The sequence below is a fragment of the Streptomyces sp. NPDC006450 genome (genome assembly GCF_040612195.1).
Taxonomy (GTDB): domain Bacteria; phylum Actinomycetota; class Actinomycetes; order Streptomycetales; family Streptomycetaceae; genus Streptomyces.
This window is the reverse complement of the sequence record NZ_JBEXPT010000008.1, coordinates 11,871-30,292: the sequence shown is the minus strand read 5'-3', so window position 1 is coordinate 30,292 and position 18,422 is coordinate 11,871. Positions and strand designations below refer to the sequence as shown.

21 protein-coding genes are annotated in these 18,422 nt (G+C 71.7%); 6 read left to right on the top strand and 15 right to left on the bottom strand.

Annotated elements, in window-relative coordinates; all coding sequences use genetic code 11:
• Positions 1–8 precede the first annotated feature (8 nt).
• From ABZY57_RS05325 to ABZY57_RS05265, 13 genes are all read right to left on the bottom strand, one after another.
• Entirely contained in the window at positions 9–977 is a 969-nt protein-coding gene (locus tag ABZY57_RS05325) for a folate-binding protein (protein ID WP_356508342.1), read from the bottom strand.
• A 32-nt stretch (positions 978–1,009) separates the two neighbouring features.
• Positions 1,010–1,468, bottom strand: a complete 459-nt coding sequence (locus ABZY57_RS05320) for a Fur family transcriptional regulator (RefSeq protein WP_356508340.1) — start codon at positions 1,466–1,468, stop codon at positions 1,010–1,012.
• A gap of 146 nt (positions 1,469–1,614) precedes the next feature.
• A complete protein-coding gene (locus ABZY57_RS05315) occupies positions 1,615–2,187 on the bottom strand; it encodes an FABP family protein (protein WP_356508338.1) in 573 nt (190 codons plus the stop codon).
• Between the two features lie 302 nt (positions 2,188–2,489).
• Positions 2,490–3,428, bottom strand: coding sequence for a hypothetical protein (locus tag ABZY57_RS05310; protein ID WP_356508336.1), 939 nt, complete (start codon positions 3,426–3,428; stop codon positions 2,490–2,492).
• On the bottom strand, positions 3,425–4,267 hold the full coding sequence (locus ABZY57_RS05305) for a hypothetical protein (protein ID WP_356508334.1): 843 nt from the start codon (positions 4,265–4,267) through the stop codon (positions 3,425–3,427). Before ABZY57_RS05305 ends, ABZY57_RS05310 begins: the two co-directional genes overlap by 4 nt.
• The gene (locus ABZY57_RS05300; protein WP_356508332.1) at positions 4,264–5,067 is read right to left on the bottom strand and encodes a hypothetical protein; all 804 of its coding nucleotides are present in this window, start codon (positions 5,065–5,067) and stop codon (positions 4,264–4,266) included. Before ABZY57_RS05300 ends, ABZY57_RS05305 begins: the two co-directional genes overlap by 4 nt.
• Before the next feature lie 113 nt (positions 5,068–5,180).
• A complete protein-coding gene (locus ABZY57_RS05295) occupies positions 5,181–5,444 on the bottom strand; it encodes a DUF3099 domain-containing protein (protein WP_356508330.1) in 264 nt (87 codons plus the stop codon).
• A 176-nt stretch (positions 5,445–5,620) separates the two neighbouring features.
• Positions 5,621–5,911: a DUF1416 domain-containing protein gene (locus ABZY57_RS05290; protein ID WP_243339454.1), complete on the bottom strand. Its 291-nt coding sequence runs from the start codon at positions 5,909–5,911 to the stop codon at positions 5,621–5,623.
• A gap of 68 nt (positions 5,912–5,979) precedes the next feature.
• Positions 5,980–6,825: a sulfurtransferase gene (locus ABZY57_RS05285; RefSeq protein WP_356508328.1), complete on the bottom strand. Its 846-nt coding sequence runs from the start codon at positions 6,823–6,825 to the stop codon at positions 5,980–5,982.
• A gap of 203 nt (positions 6,826–7,028) precedes the next feature.
• Positions 7,029–7,112: a putative leader peptide gene (locus ABZY57_RS05280; protein WP_350206375.1), complete on the bottom strand. Its 84-nt coding sequence runs from the start codon at positions 7,110–7,112 to the stop codon at positions 7,029–7,031.
• 164 nt (positions 7,113–7,276) lie between these two features.
• Positions 7,277–7,990 (bottom strand): DUF2993 domain-containing protein, encoded by a 714-nt coding sequence (locus ABZY57_RS05275; protein WP_356508326.1) that lies wholly within the window; start codon positions 7,988–7,990, stop codon positions 7,277–7,279.
• Positions 7,991–8,120: 130 nt separating this feature from the next.
• Positions 8,121–9,563, bottom strand: a complete 1,443-nt coding sequence (locus tag ABZY57_RS05270) for a hypothetical protein (protein ID WP_356508324.1) — start codon at positions 9,561–9,563, stop codon at positions 8,121–8,123.
• 10 nt (positions 9,564–9,573) lie between these two features.
• Positions 9,574–9,828, bottom strand: coding sequence for a MoaD/ThiS family protein (locus ABZY57_RS05265; protein WP_112449116.1), 255 nt, complete (start codon positions 9,826–9,828; stop codon positions 9,574–9,576).
• A gap of 510 nt (positions 9,829–10,338) precedes the next feature.
• On the opposite strand from ABZY57_RS05265, the gene ABZY57_RS05260 reads away from it, so the two are divergent.
• The 5 genes from ABZY57_RS05260 (at position 10,339) to ABZY57_RS05240 (ending at position 15,875) form a co-directional block, all read left to right on the top strand.
• Positions 10,339–11,109, top strand: coding sequence for a response regulator transcription factor (locus ABZY57_RS05260; RefSeq protein WP_356508321.1), 771 nt, complete (start codon positions 10,339–10,341; stop codon positions 11,107–11,109).
• Between the two features lie 70 nt (positions 11,110–11,179).
• Complete coding sequence (locus tag ABZY57_RS05255; RefSeq protein ID WP_356508319.1) at positions 11,180–12,202, top strand: LacI family DNA-binding transcriptional regulator; 1,023 nt, start codon at positions 11,180–11,182, stop codon at positions 12,200–12,202.
• Between the two features lie 214 nt (positions 12,203–12,416).
• Positions 12,417–13,634: a trypsin-like peptidase domain-containing protein gene (locus ABZY57_RS05250; protein WP_356508317.1), complete on the top strand. Its 1,218-nt coding sequence runs from the start codon at positions 12,417–12,419 to the stop codon at positions 13,632–13,634.
• A 52-nt stretch (positions 13,635–13,686) separates the two neighbouring features.
• Entirely contained in the window at positions 13,687–14,430 is a 744-nt protein-coding gene (locus tag ABZY57_RS05245) for a response regulator transcription factor (RefSeq protein WP_356508315.1), read from the top strand.
• Positions 14,427–15,875: a HAMP domain-containing sensor histidine kinase gene (locus ABZY57_RS05240; protein ID WP_356508314.1), complete on the top strand. Its 1,449-nt coding sequence runs from the start codon at positions 14,427–14,429 to the stop codon at positions 15,873–15,875. Before ABZY57_RS05245 ends, ABZY57_RS05240 begins: the two co-directional genes overlap by 4 nt.
• Here the strand turns inward: ABZY57_RS05240 and ABZY57_RS05235 are convergent.
• On the bottom strand, positions 15,855–16,835 hold the full coding sequence (locus ABZY57_RS05235) for a phosphatidylinositol-specific phospholipase C (RefSeq protein ID WP_356508312.1): 981 nt from the start codon (positions 16,833–16,835) through the stop codon (positions 15,855–15,857). The genes ABZY57_RS05240 and ABZY57_RS05235 overlap by 21 nt on opposite strands.
• A 76-nt stretch (positions 16,836–16,911) precedes the next feature.
• Positions 16,912–17,481 (bottom strand): helix-turn-helix domain-containing protein, encoded by a 570-nt coding sequence (locus tag ABZY57_RS05230; protein WP_356508310.1) that lies wholly within the window; start codon positions 17,479–17,481, stop codon positions 16,912–16,914.
• Positions 17,482–17,605: 124 nt separating this feature from the next.
• On the opposite strand from ABZY57_RS05230, the gene ABZY57_RS05225 reads away from it, so the two are divergent.
• Positions 17,606–18,385: an alpha/beta hydrolase gene (locus ABZY57_RS05225; RefSeq protein ID WP_356508308.1), complete on the top strand. Its 780-nt coding sequence runs from the start codon at positions 17,606–17,608 to the stop codon at positions 18,383–18,385.
• Positions 18,386–18,422 lie beyond the last annotated feature (37 nt).

The following is an 18,422-nucleotide window of genomic DNA, read 5'->3' as shown; positions in this document are numbered from 1 at the left end:
CGCGGTCGTCACGGCGCGACGACGACCTCCTGCGCGGCGGCCGTCTTGCCCACCAGCAGCGGGGCGTCCACCGGGACGTTCCGCTTGACCAGCGCGAGGGCGATCGGGCCGAGTTCGTGGTGGCGGACCGAGGTGGTCACGAAGCCCAGCTGGCGGCCCTCCTCCCCGTCCGCGGCCAGGCGTACGGGCGCGCCGTGCGCGGGGAGCAGCACCTCGGAGCCGTCCAGGTGCAGGAAGACCAGGCGGCGCGGCGGCTTCCCCAGGTTGTGGACGCGGGCCACCGTCTCCTGGCCGCGGTAGCAGCCCTTCTGCAGGTGCACGGCGGTGCCGATCCAGCCGAGCTCGTGCGGGATGGTGCGGTGGTCGGTCTCCAGACCGAGCCGCGGACGGTGCGCCTCGACCCGCAGGGCCTCGTACGCGAGCAGCCCGGCGGCCGGACCGTGGGAGGCGGCGAAGGCCTCCAGGTCGTCGCGCGGCAGGAACACGTCGCGGCCGTACGGGGTCTCCCGTACGGCGAGTTCCTTGGCGACCTCGGCGATGGAGCCGGCCGGCAGGTGCACGACGGCGAACTCGGCGGTCCGGTCGGCGACTTCCGCGCGGTAGAAGAACTTCATGGCCTCCAGGTAGGCGACGAGGGCCTCCTTGGTGCCGGGCTCGACATGCATCCACGTCGTCTCGCCGTCGTCCACGAGGTAGAGCGCGTGCTCGATGTGGCCGTTCGCGGTGAGGATCAGCGCCTCGGTGGCCTGGCCGGCCGGAAGCTCGGTGACGTGCTGAGTGATCAGCAGGTGCAGCCAGCTCAGCCGGTCCGAGCCGGTGACGGTGACGACCCCGCGGTGGGAGAGGTCGACGAAGCCGCGGCCGTCGGCGAGTGCGCGCTGTTCTCCGTACAGCTCTCCGTAGTGGGCGGCGACGCCCTCGTCGCGGCCTTCGGCCTGCACGGCGCCGGGGAGATGGAGCAAGGGGCTGCTGGTCATGGCACCAGCCTACGACCCTGCCCCGGCCAGTCCTAGTGCTGCTTGGCGGCGCAGGTCGTGCAGCGGCCGAAGATCGCGAAGTGCTTCATGTCGGTTTCGAAGCCGAAGGTGTCGCGGAGCTTGGACGTGAACTCGGCGGCGATGTCCACGTCCGCCTCGATGACCTCGGTGCAGTCGCGGCAGACCAGGTGGATGTGGTGGTGCCGGTCGGCGAGGTGGTACGTGGGGGCCCCGTGCCCGAGGTGGGCGTGCGAGACGAGCTTCAGCTCCTCCAGGAGCTCCAGCGTGCGGTAGACCGTGGAGATGTTGACCCCGGAGGCCGTCTTGCGCACCTCGACGAGGATCTCGTCGGGGGTGGCGTGCTCCAGGGCGTCCACGGCTTCCAGCACGAGCTGGCGCTGCGGGGTCAGGCGGTATCCGCGCTGGCGCAGGTCGCTCTTCCAGTCGCCGCCGCCGGCGGCGAGGTTCTCGGTGCTGTCGGTGGTCACCACCCGGCCAGTGTAGGCCTCGGGCCCGCGCACGGGGAGCGGGGCGGCTACGGGAAGGGTCCGGGGACGGCGCCGCGCGTGCGGGAGCCCCCGGCGGCCGAGGCGGCCGGGGGCTCCGTGCGTGCGTGGACCTCGCTCGGCCCGGGGGCCTAGCGGAAGAAGGCGATGCCGTCGTCCGGCATGTCCGGAAGGTTGCGCGCCATCTCCGCGACCTCCTCGGGGGTGACGACCTTCTTCAGCTGCGCCGACATGTACGGGCGCAGCTCCACCTCGGGGGTGGCCTTCTCGCCGACCCACATCAGGTCGCTCTTCACGTAGCCGTAGAGCCGCTTGCCACCGCTGTACGGGCCGGAGGCCGCGGTGCGGGCGACCGCGTCGGTGACCACGTCGATCTGCGGCTTCTTGTCGGCGAGCTCGCCGTACCAGACCTCGACGACGCCCTGGTCGCGGACCATGACGATCTCGACCTTGCGGTCCTTGTCGATGCGCCAGTAGCCCGACTCGGACTCCAGCGGCCGCACCTTGTTGCCCTCGGCGTCGAGCACCCAGGTGCGGGAGGTGTACTCCAGGAAGTCCCGGCCGTCGTGGCTGAAGACGACTTCCTGGCCGAAGTTGCACTTCTCCTCACCGGGGAAGTCGAAGACGCCTGCGCCCTCCCAGTTGCCGAGGAGGAAGGCGAGGGGGACGAGGCCCGGGTTCAGGTCGGACGGGATCTGGATCATGAATGGCTGCTCAGCTCAGGCGATCTGTGGGAGGGGTTCCGGTATCCGGGGCGGTCGGCGGCAGATCCGAGGGGATCAGCGCTGGCCCTGGTACAGCTTCTTCACGGCCAGGACGGAGAAGGCGAGGACGCCGACGCAGACCAGGACCAGCAGGGAGGTGAAGACTGCCTCAAGCACGGGGTGCTCCTCGGAGTGTTAAGGGTGGCGTTACGGGGCCGGTCCCCAAGCCTACTGGCCTGGGGACCGGGGCACCGTGTGAGGTAGCCCGTACGACGCCTCCGCGCGCGGGGCCCGCCTCCGGCTCAGCGCAGCAGCTGGTGCTGCAGGACGGCCGTCTGGTGGAAGGGGACGGCCGCCACCTCGCCCTTGCCGCTCTGCAGGACGACGGCCTGGATGTCGCCGGACTGGATGCACCCGACCCTGAACCGCTCGTCCCCCGTCGGCTCCGCCTCCTCGTACAGGGACAGGTCGCTGGTGTTGCCCTGGGTGGCGTACCCGGAGCTCCCGTGCCCCAGATCGGTGCGCTGCGTGGCCTTGACCTTGGCCCACACGCTGTCGGCCTGCAGCACGAGGGCGCCACTCAGGCCCATGGAGACGCGGCATCCGGTGAAGGCGTCGACGAAGCCGGACGAGTGGAAGCGGAGCAGGTAGATACGGGTGCGCGTGCCGTCCGGGGTGGTCCAGCCGCGGGCGACGATCTGGCGCAGCCCCTCGTGGCCCAGGTCCGTCCTCAGCTTCTCGCGGAGGCTGTCCTGGTACTCCGACACGAAGGTGTCGACGGTGACCACCTCGTCCTTCTCCAGCTTCAGCGTGGAGTCGGGGGTGGAACCGATGGGCGGCGGCAGCAGCAGCTGGGTCAGGCCGGCGTAGTGGATGCCGTCCGGGTTGTCCTTGGCGAAGGGCAGGGCGGCGCCCGCCGGCAGCTGCGGCTTGGACAGCTTCGGGTAGACCCAGCGGCCGTCGGAATCGGTGGACAGCCCCGGGATGTCCGTGCGCTCGGGCTGGGTGATCCCGTACGCGACTCCGGAGCCGACGGCGGCGAAGACGAGGACGGCGGCGGTCCAGCGGAGCGCGGCGAACAGCTTCCGGCGGTCCTTGGGCGCGGCGGGAACGTGTGCGGGGTTCGCGTCGGCGACGGTGCGGGGGATCGCGTCGAGAACGGTGTCCGTCGCCACGGCTGGCTGCGCCGCGGCGTCCTCGGGGGTCGCCGCCACGACCTCGGTGCTGCTCTGCTCGCTCACGCGGACTCCCCGGGGGACTTCAAGTGCTTCAGCTGGATCTTGAACAGGTCGGTGGCGTCCTTCGCGGAGAACGGTCTGGCCCCGTACATCCGGAAGCTGACGAGCAGGTCGCCCTCGACGGCCAGGCAGTCGACTGTGCCGATCCTGTCCTTGTCCTCGACCTTCTCCCGGCCGAGGACGTTCTGGACGCACGTGGCGTCCGGGAACCCGTCCACCTTGGGCGCCTCGCCGTCGCCCGAGGCCAGCTCCAGGAACTCCTTGCCGATTTTCGAGAGCGAGGCGACGGCCTTCGGATCGGCCTGCGTGAGGTGGACCTCGGCGACCCAGCCCTTCCGGGACTGCAGATAGCTGCGCCCGGCCACCCCCTTGAGCTTCAGGTCCGCCAGCGCCTTGTCCCGCTCGGCGCGCGCTGCGCCGGAGAGGCCGGTCCGCGCCTCCTTGAACGTCTGCAACGCCTGCTCGCCGGAGACGTAGAAGTCGTTGCCCTCCAGGCCGATGTCGGGTCCCAGCTCGTACTCGGCGGGCAGCGGGAGGATCCTGGCCGTCAGGTCGTTCGTCGGTACGACCGGGGGCCGCCAGCTCGACCCGGTGGGCTGCGGTCCGTCCGGGACCCAGTAGCGCGTCGGCGCGCTCCGGTCCGCCTGGTCCATGCGCTCCGATGCCGCGAAGCCACCACCCGCGAGGAGGGCGACGACGCCCAGCCCGCCGGCGATCAGCGCGACCATCTTGCGGCCGGCCTTGAGCGGGGGCCCGGCGACCGGCGCCTGCGCAGGGGCCGTGCCCGGGTCCGGCTGCTGCCCGCCGATCATCTGCTGTTCTGTGGTGCGCTCCTCGCTCACAGCCGCTCCCACTGACGCTTGGCGACGTCGACAAGGCGGTCCTCATCGACGTCACCACGGTTGTTCTCGTACTTGATCTCCATGACCATGTCGCCGCGCCGGGCGATGACGCGCGCCGAGCGCACCGGGTGGTAGCCGGGCTCCTGGGTGCTCTTCGAGTCGATCCACATGTGCCCGAACTGCGCGGGGACGCCGGGGAAGTCCTTGCCCTCGTTGCCCGCGTACTCCTTGCCGCTCATGTAGGAGTGGTCACTCTGGTACCCGGACGCTCCCGACCGGTCCCGGTACTGGAACAGGCGGACCGTAAAGAAATCGCGATCGTTCTCGGACCAGCTCCGGGCGGCGATACGGCGCACGCCATGCCTGGTCTGGAAGGTGAGACCTTGACCGGGCGCCTTGTACCAGTCCGCGGCGAAGGCGTCCGGGGACTCCGTGCCGGACATCCCGGCCTTGGCGTTCCCGGGGGCGTCGAGCAGCAGTTTGGTCAGGTCGTCGTCGGTCTTGACCCAGCGGTTGGCATTGATGGAGCGCAGGGTGGTCGAGTCGATGGGCGCGAGCGGATCCGGGATCTCGATCACCTGCTGCGCCAGCGGGGCCAGCGGGGTGGGTTCGCGGTCGTACTGGATCGCGTAACCGGTGATCGTGCCCGCCAGGACGCCCAGGACGACGGCGCCGGCGATCAGGAGGACCGTGCGGGTGCCGCGGCGGCGGGGAGCAGCCGCAGCCGCGTCCGGAGTGCCCGGTTCCGGGGCGCTCTCCGCCTCTTTCCGCTGCTCAGGGATGGTCTGTTCATGTTCCAAAAGAAGTCCCCCCACAGGACTGGATCGCGGATCGATCGTCCGCGTACACAGAAGACACCCTCGCGTGGGGAGATGTTGTGATCACCCTTATTACATTTTTATCTCAACGGGTTTCAGTCCTCGTGACGCCGCTTTCCATCCAGTTCGTCCCACCACTCGTCGGACTTCGGATCGCCCGAGGGGTCGTCCCACCAGCGGTCGTCCGGGCCGCGCCGGTTCGCGACGATCGCGGCGACCGGCGGAATGACCATGGCGACCACGCACAGGGCCACGGCGGCCTCGACGGACCACAGGCGCACGAAGGACCAGGCGGAGACGAAGAGGAAGAGGCATCCGCCCATGAGCAGGAAGTAGACGCGCCGGCGCCGGGCGTACATGCCTCCAGGGTAGGGCCGCCCCGCACTCCCGGGGAGGTCCGGAACGACACGAAGGGCCGCACCCCGATCCGATGGCGTCCAACCCCCGGGGGTGCGGCCCTTCGGCCGGTCATGCGTTCCGTCACACGGTCATGCCGTCACACGGTCATGTCGTCACACGGTCACAGGTGCGGTGCTCAGACCGCGATCGCCACGTCCGTGACGCCGCCGGACTCGACGACGACCACGGCGCGGTCCGCCTGGGCGCCGGGCACGAGGGCGCGCAGCGTCCAGGAGCCCTCGGCCGCGTAGAAGCGGAACTGGCCGGTGGCCGAGGTCGGGACCTCGGCGGTGAACTCGCCGGTCGAGTCCAGCAGACGGACGTAGCCGCTGATGGGCTCGCCGTCCTTGGTGACCTGGCCCTGGATGGCCGTCTCACCGGGCTTCAGCGTCGAGAGGTCGGGCCCGCCGATCTTTGCTCCACACATGTTCTCTGTCCTGTCCTAGAGAGGTATGACTACGGGCGTCGCATGCCCGGAATGCTTGCTGCCCGGAACTACTTGTTGGCGCCGAGCTCGATCGGCACGCCGACCAGCGAGCCGTACTCGGTCCACGAGCCGTCGTAGTTCTTGACGTTCTCCTGGCCGAGGAGCTCGTGGAGCACGAACCAGGTGAGTGCGGAGCGCTCACCGATGCGGCAGTACGCGATGGTGTCCTTCGCCAGGTCGACCTGCTCGGCCTGGTAGAGGGCGGTGAGCTCCTCGTCGGACTTGAAGGTGCCGTCGTCGTTGGCGTTCTTCGACCACGGGATGTTGCGGGCGCTCGGGATGTGGCCCGGACGCTGCGACTGCTCCTGCGGGAGGTGCGCCGGCGCGAGCAGCTTGCCGGAGAACTCGTCGGGCGAGCGGACGTCGACCAGGTTCTTCGTGCCGATCGCGGCGACCGCGTCGTCACGGAAGGCGCGGATCGAGGTGTCCTGGGCCTTGGCCTTGTACTCGGTGGCCGGGCGGTTCGGGACATCGGTGCCGTCGACCAGGTCGCGGGAGTCGAGCTCCCACTTCTTGCGGCCGCCGTCGAGCAGGCGGACGTCCTGGTGACCGTAGAGCTTGAAGTACCAGTAGGCGTAGGACGCGAACCAGTTGTTGTTGCCGCCGTAGAGGACGACGGTGTCGTCGTTGGAGATGCCCTTGGCGGAGAGGAGCTTCTCGAAGCCCTCCTGGTCCACGAAGTCGCGGCGGACCGGGTCCTGGAGGTCGCTCTTCCAGTCGATCCGGACGGCGTTGGTGATGTGGTTCTTGTCGTACGCGGACGTGTCCTCGTCCACCTCGACGATGACGACGTTCGCGTCGTTCAGGTGGGCCTCGACCCAGTCGGCGTCTACGAGGACGTCGCTGCGGCTCATGGTGTTCTCCTCCGGGGCAGTGTGCGGCGGGGCGGTGCTGGTGGTGCGATGGGCGTGCGTCCGGGTACTCCTCCCGGCTACCGCTGGGAGGTGCCCCCGGCGGATCCTGTTGCGGGGAGGCTTCAGGAGGGCGGGAGGCAGAGGTGGTCGCACGGGAAAGCGGAAGGCCGTCGTCCGGCTATGGAGCGGGATGCGCTCACACGTCACATGGATCGACAGAGCATGGCGGCGACGCGACACAGGTCTACTGCCCGTCGCTTCGTGAGGTCCGCCTGCTGATGCTTCATAGCCATGGATCGTAGGGACGAATCGGCCGCCCTGTCACCGCCGTGTCATATGTCGAGACAGGATCGTCCGCATACTGGGATCGGGTCCCTCGCGGCTCTCCCGGCGAGGGGCCCTCGGAGCCCCGTACGGCCCTCCCATCTGCGGATCGGACCCACCCGTCTCACTATCCGGCCACAGCCAGATTCTTACCGCCCAGGGTGAGCACCACACCGGCCTCGTCCGAGGTCAGCTCCGTCAACCGGACCCCCGACGGCAGACCGCCGTCGATCCGCCGGTCGAAGTCGGTCTTCTTGCGGACCACCGACTCGATCCCGGGGAGGCCCTCACCCGGCACCTCGTCGGCGCGGACCCGGACGATCGTCGATCCCTTCCCGTCGCCGGAGTCGACGAGGGAGACCGTCGACACCACGCTGCGGCTGAGGGTCCTGCCGAGGAACTCCACGCGCGCGGTGACCTTCAGCTTGCCCGGCGCCCCGCCGTAGGCGACCGTCACCCCGGGCTGGGCGGCCGCGGTCAGGTCGGCGTACGTGACCAGGGCCGAGCCCTTGGCGGTCCGGGCGGTGCCGCCGTTGTAGTCGCCGTTCAGCTCCACCCCCCGGAAGGCGACCCGCAGCCGGGACAGGTGCGTGGTACGGCCGTCCGCGGTCTCCACGTCCACGCCCGCCACCTTCAGGTCGACCTGGTCGAGGTCCCGGGTGAGCAGCTGGGTCAGGAAGGGGAACCCGTGGACGTCCACCTCCACTCCGGACAGGCCCTGCCGGGCCCGTATCTGATCCGCCAGCCGGCCCTCGGCATAGCCGGCGGCCCATCGGTCCAGCCCGACCAACAGGCCACCGAGCACCACTCCGATGATCACAACGACACGCAGGACACGCACGTGCCCACCCCCCAGACGATTGGTACGTCGGGCCAGTGGACCATGTCCGGCCGTGAGGGCGCTGTGAGCCGGTGCGACGACGCCCGCCCCGGGCAAGCGGGGCGGGCGCTCAGGAGGGGAGGCGGGAGCCTCAGCCCACCACCCTGCCGATCAGGTAGACCGCGGGGGCCGCCGCTGCCAGCGGCAGCGCCACACCGGCCGTCATGTGGACGAACTTCGACGGATAGTCGTACGCGGCCACGCGCAGCCCGATCAGCGCGCACACCCCGGCCGCCAGGCCGATCAGCGCGCCGCCCGCTCCGACGGAGGTCAGGCCGCCCACGGCGATGCCCGCACCGGCCGCGGCGGCCAGCGAGACGCCGACCGAGGGCGCGGTGGGCAGCGGGAGCGCCCGGGCGAAGACGGCCACCGCCACGGCGGCGGCGCCCACGCTCACGGCCGCGGAGTCGGCCGCGAGGTAGCCCGCGCAGACGATGGCCAGCGCGGCCGAGGCCACCGAGGCCATCAGCCCGTACATCCGCTCGTCCGGATCCGCGTGGCTGCGCAGCTGGAGCACCAGCGTCAGCAGCACCCAGGCACCGAGGGTGCCGACGATCGCGCCGGGGCCGTACGGCGCGTCCACCGCGAGCACCGCCACATCGGCGACGACCGCCCCGGCGAAGGCCAGGGCGATGCCCTGACGGGCCGGCCACATGCCGTTGAGCCGGAACCAGCCCGCCGCGGTGAGGCCCTGGAGGGCGATCAGCGGCGCGAGCAGCGCGAACTCGCTCAGAGCGGCGGCGGCCGCGATGACCAGTCCGAGGGCGGCCGTCAGTATGGCCGCCTGCGGACCGGGATCGATGATCGGAGAGCGGCCTTCGGCGCGGGCCTGGGCCGGGTCCACGGCGCGCAGCGTGTTGCCGGCGAGGGTGGGCGGCGACCAGGCGGGCTCCTCCTCCGCAGCCCCGTCGGCCGCCACCGCGTGCGCGGCCAGAACCCCTTCCGGGGCCTGGGCGGCCTGCTGCGGGAGGTACGGGGCCGACTCCGCGGCCCACTCCCGGCCGGGGGCCGGTGGGTCGGACGGGCCGGGGTAGGGAGGCAGGTACGCCGTCTCCCCCCACTGCTGCGGGGGCTCGCCCTGCGGCTGCGAGGCCTGCGGTGCCTGCTGTCCCTGCGGTGCCTGCTGTCCCTGCGGTGCCTGCTGTCCCTGCGCTGCCTGCTGCACCTGCTGCGCCTGCTCCTCGTCGCGGAACCAGTGGTCCGGGGCCGAGGCCTGCGGGTAGGCCGGAGCCGCGTAGGGATCCGCGTAGGGGTCCGCGTACGCCTGCTGCTGCCCCCACTCCTGACCGGAGGCGGGTGCCTGAGGCTGCCCCTGCCCCTGGGCCTGCGGCTCCTCGCGGAACCAGCCCTCGGGGGCGACCGGGTACTGCGCCGGTACGCCGTCCAGCGGGGCCTGCACCGGCTGGTACGAGGTGTCCCACGTGGCGGACTGCCAGGTCTGGGTCCCGTACGGATCCGGCTGTTGCTGTTGCTGCTGCTGCTGCTCCAGAAACTGCTGTTGCTGTTGTTGCTGCTGTTCCTCAGGCGTGCTCATGGGGCTCCGCTCACCCGCCCGCGAACGGCGGGAGCACCTCGACGGTGCCCCCCTCGGTCAGCTCGACGGAATCGTGCGGGCGCTTGCCCACAGGCTCTTCGTTCACGAGGAAGGAGCAGCGCAGCAGGACCCGGGTCAGTTCCCCGGGGTGGCGTTCCCGCACGGCGTCGAGCGCCTCGGCCAGTGTCCGCGCCGAGTACGGCTCCTCCGCCGTCTTGGCCGCGGCCTTCGCCGCCGCCCAGTAGCGGATGGTTCCGGTTGCCACTGCACGCTCCTCTCGTCGGCGCTCTGCCGTCGGCCTCCATCATGAACCCTCGCGCCTCCGATCCCGGCGTGCCTCCGCGCGCCCCACGTGCGCCCGGGCGGCCCGCACCGGGTCCACCGATCCGGTGAAACCGGCGCATATGCAGGTCCCGGAGGTGGTGGGAACCACAGAAGTGGAACCCTGCGAAGCCTCGGCCAGGCCGGGCCGGGTGGGCTATTCTGCTGGCGAGAGGATCCGGGCAACGTAGCCCCCGGGTCCTTTTGTGCTTTCAGAACGTTGAACGAACCGAGAACAGTGGTGTCCGTCCGGGCCTCAGGGCGCGGGGACGGCCGGACACCGGGCAAGTCGTACGAAGCAGTGCCGCGAAAGTCCTCGACGGGACCGAGGAGGAACCGACGTGATGGACCAGCGAACCGTCGTGCAAGTGCAGGTGCGGGCAGAGGTACAGGCGCACGCACCTGCGCAAGCACACCACCAGTACCACCGTCCGACCCGGGCGGGTGGTCGGGCGTGAGCTCACTCCTGCTCCTGACCAACGCCCTGCAGCCTTCGACCGAGGTGCTGCCGGCCCTCGGCCTGCTGCTCCACAGCGTCCGGGTGGCCCCCGCCGAGGGCCCCGCCCTCGTGGACACCCCGGGCGCCGACGTGATCCTCGTCGACGGCCGCCGCGACCTGCCCCAGGTGCGGTCGCTGTGCCAGCTGCTCCGCTCCACGGGGCCCGGCTGCCCGCTGATCCTCGTCGTCACCGAGGGCGGCCTCGCGGCCGTCACCGCCGACTGGGGCATCGACGACGTCCTCCTCGACACCGCGGGACCGGCCGAGGTCGAAGCGCGGCTGCGCCTCGCCACGGGCCGCCAGCAGCTCGGCTCGGACGACTCCCCGATGGAGATCCGCAACGGCGACCTGTCGGTCGACGAGGCGACGTACTCGGCGAAGCTGAAGGGCCGGGTCCTGGACCTGACCTTCAAGGAGTTCGAACTCCTCAAGTACCTCGCCCAGCACCCGGGCCGGGTCTTCACCCGTGCGCAGCTCCTCCAGGAGGTGTGGGGCTACGACTACTTCGGCGGCACCCGCACCGTCGACGTGCACGTACGGCGTCTGCGCGCGAAACTCGGGCCCGAGCACGAGTCGCTGATCGGAACCGTCCGCAACGTCGGGTACCGCTTCGTCACCCCGGAGAAGGTGGAACGGGCGGCGGCCGAAGCGGCCGCGCAGGCGGCCACGAAGGCGGCGGCCGAGGCCTCCGCGCGGGCTGCCGCGGCACTCACCCGTACGGACTAGGAGGGCCGTGGGAACGACCTCCTCCGGACGCCCTGCCCAGAGGTAGGTCACCCCGCGTAGACTTCCGCGCGTGGCCAAGGTGACGCGGGATGACGTGGCACGACTTGCGGGTACTTCTACCGCCGTCGTGAGCTACGTCATCAACAACGGACCCAGGCCGGTTGCCCCGGCCACGCGCGAGCGTGTCCTCGCCGCGATCAAGGAGCTGGGCTACCGCCCGGACCGGGTCGCCCAGGCGATGGCCTCACGGCGCACCGACCTCATAGGCATGATCGTCCCCGATGCCCGCCAGCCGTTCTTCGCGGAGATGGCGCACGCGGTGGAGCAGGCTGCCGCCGAGCGCGGAAAGATGGTGCTGGTCGGCAACTCCGACTACCGCACCGAGCGCGAGGTCCACTACCTGCGGGCCTTCCTCGGGATGCGGGTCTCCGGGCTGATCCTGGTCAGCCAGGGCATGAGCGAGCAGGCCGCCTCCGAGATCGAGGCCTGGGACGCCCGCGTGGTCCTCCTCCACGAGCGCCCCGAGGCCATCGACGACGTCGCCGTCGTCACGGACGACATCGGCGGCGCGCAGCTCGCCACCCGGCACCTCCTCGAACACGGGCATCCGTACGTGGCCTGCCTGGGCGGCGTGGAGAACACCCCCGAGGTCGGCGACCCGGTGGCCGACCACGTCGAGGGCTGGCGGCGGGCCATGCTCGAATCCGGCCGCTCGGTGGAGGGCCGGCTCTTCCAGGCCCCGTACAACCGCTACGACGCGTACAAGGTCGCCCTGGAGCTGCTGGCCGGGCCCGACCGCCCGCCGGCGATCTTCTGCGCTACGGACGACCAGGCGATCGGCGTCCTGCGCGCCGCGCGGGAGCTGCGCATCGACGTGCCCGGGGAGCTGGCCGTGGCCGGCTTCGACGACGTCAAGGAGGCGGCCCTGACGGACCCGCCCCTCACCACGATCGCCTCGGACCGCCCGGCGATGGCCCGCGCCGCGGTGGACCTCGTCCTGGACGACGCCCTGCGGGTGGCGGGCTCCCGCCGCGAACGCCTGAAGCAGTTCCCGTCGGCCCTGGTCATCCGCCGCTCCTGCGGCTGCCGCTAGGCCGTCGAGCTGTCCGGTCGCACCGCCGCGCGGGTGCGACTGGGTCGGCCCTGAAACGGGGGCTGGCTCCCCTACCCGCCCTTCGCCCGTTCCCCGGGGCGGAGCCCCAGGGGGTCCGGGCCCAGCCCGGGCTTATATCGGGCATACACGGTTCTGTCGGGCTTCTCAGCGGGGACTCAGGAAGCTCTCATCATCGGCGGACACAGTCGTATCCATGACCGAGAACCTCCGCCGCGAAGGCGAGTACCCCCAGGAGAACCGCCCCGAGCAGCCCGCCCCGTGGGGCGAGGACTGGCAGCGCGGTCGTGACCGGCTCGCACAGGACGCCGCGTACCCGCCGCCGCCGTCCTACCCCCCGGCCGCCCCGGCCCCGGGCTGGCACGAGGCTCACACGCCCCCGGTCATCCAGGGCGAGACCGTCCCCCGGAGCAGCGGCAACGGCGGCAGCGGCAACGGCGGCTGGGCCACCTGGGGCGGAGCCGCCCCGGCGGCCCCCGCCGCGGCCCCGGGCCACGCCCGCGCCAAGCGCCCGGTCGCCCTCCTCGCCGCCGTGGCCCTCGCGGCCGCGGTCGTCGGCGGCGGTACGGCCGCCGCCGTCCAGCAGATGCTCGCCAAGACCGGCGGCACGGGCACCGGCGTCAACGGCAGCACCATCTCCCAGTCGAACAGCGGCACCGTCACCGGCGTCGCCGAGCACGTGAGCCCCTCCGTCGTCCGCATCGACACCCGCACCTCCTCCGGCCAGGGCACGGGCTCCGGCATCGTGATCACCGCCGACGGCGAGATCGTCACCAACAACCACGTGATCGACGGCGCGAGCCAGATCCAGGTGACGATGAGCGACGGCAAGAAGTACACCGCGAAGACCGTCGGCACGGACCCGGACAAGGACCTCGCCCTCATCAAGCTGGAGGGCGCGAGCGGCCTCAAGCCCGCCGCCCTCGGCAACTCCGACGGCCTCAAGGTCGGCGACGAGGTCGTCGCCATCGGCTCCCCCGACCGCCTCACCGGCACGGTCACCAGCGGCATCGTCTCCGCGCTCGACCGCGAGGTGAACGTCCCGAAGTCGGAGAAGCAGCAGTCCCCGCAGGACGGCTTCCCGTTCTCCTACGGCGGCCGGCAGTTCAACGGGAACACCGGCACGGACACCACCTCGTACAAGGCCATCCAGACGGACGCCTCCCTGAACCCGGGCAACTCCGGCGGCGCCCTCGTCAACATGAACGGCGAGATCGTGGGCATGCCCTCCGCGATCTACTCCCCCTCCAGCGGCAGCGGCACCGCCGGCAGCGTCGGCCTCGGCTTCGCCATCCCCGTCAACACCATCAAGGCCGACCTCCCCTCCCTCCGCAAGGGCGGCCCGGGCGGCAGTGGCGACACCGGCGACAGCGGCACCGGCAACACCGCGAACGGTTTCGGGACCTCCTTCTAGCCCGCCCGTGCGAGCCTGGTAGGAGACCGACCACCACCTGGGGGGACCCCGAATGAGCGCCGAAGGCGACCAGCAGCGCATCCTCGTCGTCGACGACGAACCGGCCGTACGCGAGGCCCTGCGCCGCAGCCTGGCCTTCGAGGGGTACGGCACGCAGACCGCCGTCGACGGGCTCGACGCCCTCGACAAGACGGCCTCGTACGCCCCCGACCTGATCATCCTGGACATCCAGATGCCGCGGATGGACGGCCTGACGGCCGCCCGCCGCCTGCGTGCCGCCGGCAGCACCACGCCGGTCCTGATGCTGACCGCCCGCGACACGGTCGGCGACCGCGTCACCGGCCTCGACGCGGGCGCCGACGACTACCTGGTCAAGCCGTTCGAGCTCGACGAGCTCTTCGCACGCGTCCGCGCCCTGCTGCGCCGCAGCTCCTACGCCGCCCCCGCCCCCGGGGGCGGCGAGGCCGAGGACGCGCTGACCTTCGGCGACCTGCGCATGGACCTCGCCACCCGCGAGGTCACCCGCGGCGGCCGCCCGGTGGAGCTGACCCGTACCGAGTTCACCCTGCTGGAGATGTTCCTCGCGCACCCGCGCCAGGTCCTGACCCGCGAGCAGATCCTCAAGACCGTGTGGGGCTTCGACTTCGAGCCCAGCTCCAACTCCCTGGACGTGTACGTGATGTACCTGCGCCGCAAGACCGAGGCCGGGGGCGAGCCCCGCCTGGTCCACACCGTGCGCGGGGTGGGCTACGTACTGCGCGCCGCGGGGGCCGGCGACACCGGCGGTCCTGAGTGAGCCCCACCGCCAGATTCCGCGCCCTCCCGCTCCGCTCCCGCCTCGCCCTGCTGGTCACCGTCGCGGTGGCGCTCGCCGTCGCGGCGGTCGCCGCGGTGTCCTGGGTGATGGTGCGCACGCAGCTGCGCGACCAGCTGGACGGCTCCCTGATGGCCACGAACGTGTCCGCGCAGGTGCTGCGGACCATCCGCGACGGCGCCTGCGTGGACAAGCCTCCGAGCCAGCCCGGCCAGGAGATCGCCGGGAACCTCAACGCGGTCGTGCAGATCGTGACGGCCGACGGCAACCACTGCTGGGTCAGCGGGACCACGACCCTGCCGGTGACCGCGCTGGACAAGGAGATCGCCGCGGGCGGGGCCCGCACCGGCGCCCTGCACGACGCGACCACCGCCGACGGCACCGAGATGCGCGTCTACACCCGGACCGCGCAGACCCAGCCGGGCTCGCCGGTCTTCGGCATCTCCATCGCCAAACCACTGGCCGACATCGAGAAGCCCCTGTCCACCCTGGCCTGGGTGCTCGTCTTCGTCTCCGGCGTCGGCATCCTCGGCGCCGGCGTCGCCGGCCTGTGGGTGGCCCGTACGGGCCTGCGCCCGGTCGACGAACTGACCGGCGCCGTCGAGCACATCGCCCGTACCGAGGACCTCACCGTCCGCATCCCCGACGAGGGCGACGACGAGATCGCCCGCCTGTCGCGCTCCTTCAACTCCATGACGGCCGCGCTCGCCTCCTCCCAGGAGCGCCAGGCCCAGCTGATCGCGGACGCCGGGCACGAGCTGCGCACCCCGCTCACCTCGCTGCGCACCAACATCGAGCTGCTGGCACGCAGCGAGGAGACCGGCCGGGCCATCCCGCCGGACGACCGCAGGGAGCTGCTGGCCTCGGTCAAGGCGCAGATGACGGAACTGGCTTCGCTGATCGGCGACTTGCAGGAGCTGTCCCGTCCGGACGCGGCAGCCCCCGGCCCCCTCGGTGTGGTGGCCCTGCACGAGATCGCGGGCGCGGCCCTGTCCCGCGCCCGGCTGCGCGGTCCGGAGCTGGAGTTCGACTCGGACCTGGCGCCCTGGTACGTACGCGGCGAGGCGGCGGCCCTGGAGCGGGCGGTCGTCAACGTCCTGGACAACGCGGTGAAGTTCAGCCCGCCGGGCAGCACCGTCACCGTGTCGCTGCGCGCGGGCGCCCTGACCGTCCGGGACCGCGGTCCGGGCATCCCGGCCGACGACCTCCCGCACGTCTTCGAGCGCTTCTGGCGCTCCCCGTCCGCCCGGGCCCTGCCCGGCAGCGGCCTCGGCCTGTCGATCGTGGCCCGTACGGTGCAGCGCGCGGGCGGGACGGCCGCACTGCGCGCCCCGGCGGACGGCGGCCCGGGCACGGAGGCGGTCCTCAGCATCCCGGGCGCCCCGTCTCCGCCGCCCGCGCAGGCGTCAGTTGTGCCGGATCAGTGAGGCCACCAGGCCGGAGCGGGTGTTGGGGAAGTCCATCGGGACGATCCCGAGCCCGGTCCGGCCCGCCAGTTCCGAGCCGTCGACGAAGGCGTGCACCTGCGGGTTCAGCCGGTCGGAGTTCCAGCGGGGCGGCAAGGCGGCGGCCGTGCTCGTGTAGTTCATGAAGAACTTGCCGGGCTGCTGGACGGCCTTGCGGAAGTGGTTCTCGATCTTGCCCCGTTTGGCGAAGGGCTCGGCCATGTAGTCGTCCTGGATGTCGAAGACGTTGCCGTCGCCGTAGCGCAGGCCGCCGGGCAGCCCGCCGTTGTCGGGGAGCAGCAGTACCTTGCCGCGGACCTGGCCGAGGGTGGGGAGCGAGTCCGCGATGGTGAAGAGCGGGCTCCAGCCCCGGTTGTTCAGATAGTCGTCGAAGACGGCGCGGAAGGTGGCGTCGCTCTCCTCGGAGTACTCCTGCTTGAGCCGCATCAGCACGGTCTCGGAGGGGTGCGCGGCGAGGAAGTTCCAGCAGGCGGCGAGGACGTCGCCGAACATCAGGTTCTGGTAGTACGCGCCGTGGTGGATCGCGAACGATCCGCCGGTCACCCGGCAGCGGACGTCGAGGAAGCGGATCCCGGAGCCGAGCTGGTCGGCGATGGAGGTGTTCTGGCAGGCGACGTAGAGCCCGCCCCGGGTGGCACCCGAGTCGTGGGTGCCGGGGATGGTCATCCTCTGGAGGGCGGTGGAGTCGCCGAGCCCGCTCATCCAGTCCTGGGTGCCGAGTGCGGTGGCCGTCGTGGATGTGGCACCGGTGGCGGCACCAGTGGCGGCCGAGGCCGTCCCGGCGCCGGCGCCGAGCAGGGCCGCGCCGCCCAGGGCCGCCGCCCCCGTCAGGAAGCCGCGCCGCCGCAGCCCCGTACCCGCGCTCGTGCCCGCAGCCGTGCCCGCATCCGTGCCCGTACCCATACCCGTGCCCACGCCCATGCCCGCCCCTTTGCCGACCCAGTGGTGGCCCGGATTATGGCGTGCGGAGCCGTGCATTACTACCCACGGGTAGGCGTCAGCTTTCGAGCAAGTCCGCCATCGCACGCAGTCCTTGGGCGAGGGACCGGCCGTCCGGCGCGTGCTCCGGATCGGTCAGGCACTGCACCATGACCCCGGTCAGCAGCGCGATGTGCACCGACCCGAGGCTCCGTACGTCCTCCTCCGCGACCTCCTCGACCGGGACTCCGCGCAACTGCGCGGCCACCATGCGCCGGTTGTGGCGCTGGCCCTCGGCCAGGACGGCGAGCAGCTCGGGCGAGGACTGCGCGTGCACGAAGGCCTCGACGGAGGCGGTCCAGAGCCAGCGCATCTCACCGAAGTCCCGGATCTTGCGGTCCCAGGTGTCGGCGTAGCGCTCCCGCGCGGTGTCGCCCTGCCCCGCGAGCCTGCCCGACCCGGCGGCCCACTCGTCCATGGCCGCGAACAGCGCCTGGTTGAGCAGCGCCTCGCGGGTGCCGAAGTGGTAGCCGATCGCGGCCATGCTCACCTGCGCGGCCGAGGCGATGTCCCGCACGGTCGTGCGGAGGTACCCCTTCTCCTCCAGGCAGCGCCGGGCTCCGGCCAGCAGGTCCTCGCGATTTCCCATGCCCGGATCGTAGCCGCGCCCACGATTTGGGCACGCGCCTTACACAGTCGTATTGCGCGCTTGCCCAACTCCTGGCAGGCTGAACTCACGCCCACCGACCCGCACACACGGGGAGAGCAACGCCATGCGCCACGAGCTGAAGATCGACGACCGCACCCTGTCCTACCTGGACTTCGGCGGGCCCGGCCGCCCCCTGCTCGCCCTGCACGGCGGCATGTCCGAGGGCCTCGCCTTCGCCGCGCTCGCCGAGGCCCTGGGCGACACCTGGCGGGTCATCGCCCCCGACCAGCGGGGCCACGGGGACTCCGACCGGGCCGCCGACTACAGCCGTGCCGGTTATGTCTCCGACGCCGTCGCCCTGCTCGACCACCTCGGCCTGGACGCACCCGTCGCGCTCCTCGGCTACTCGCTCGGCGGACTCAACGCCGTCCACCTGGCCGCCGCCCACCCCGACCGGATCTCCGTACTCGTCAACGCGGAGGCCGCCGTGGAGATCGACCCCAGCGACGGCGGGTGGATGGCCTTCCTGCGGGGCATGCGGTACACCGCCCCCACCCGCGAGGAACTCCTCGAGGCGGCCGGGCCGGTGGGCTCCCAGTTCGTGGCCCAAGCCCTGCGCCCGCTGACCGCGGGAGGCTGGCGGCTGCCGTTCCACCCGCAGGACATGCTCGACTCCGTCGAGGCCTGCCGCGGCGACCACCGGGCCACCTGGCTCGCGAGCGGCTGCCCGGCCCTGCTGATCCACGGCACGCGCAGCACCTCCCTGCCCCAGGTACAGGCCGACGCGATGGTCACCCAGCGGCCCGGGACCTCGTACACGCCCCTGGACGCCGACCACTTCCTGCCGTTCACGAACCCCGCGGAGTTCCACGAGGCCGTCCGCGCCTTCCTGGCAGCGCACTGAGCACCCCGGGAACGCCGAAGGGGCGGCAGGCCAGTGG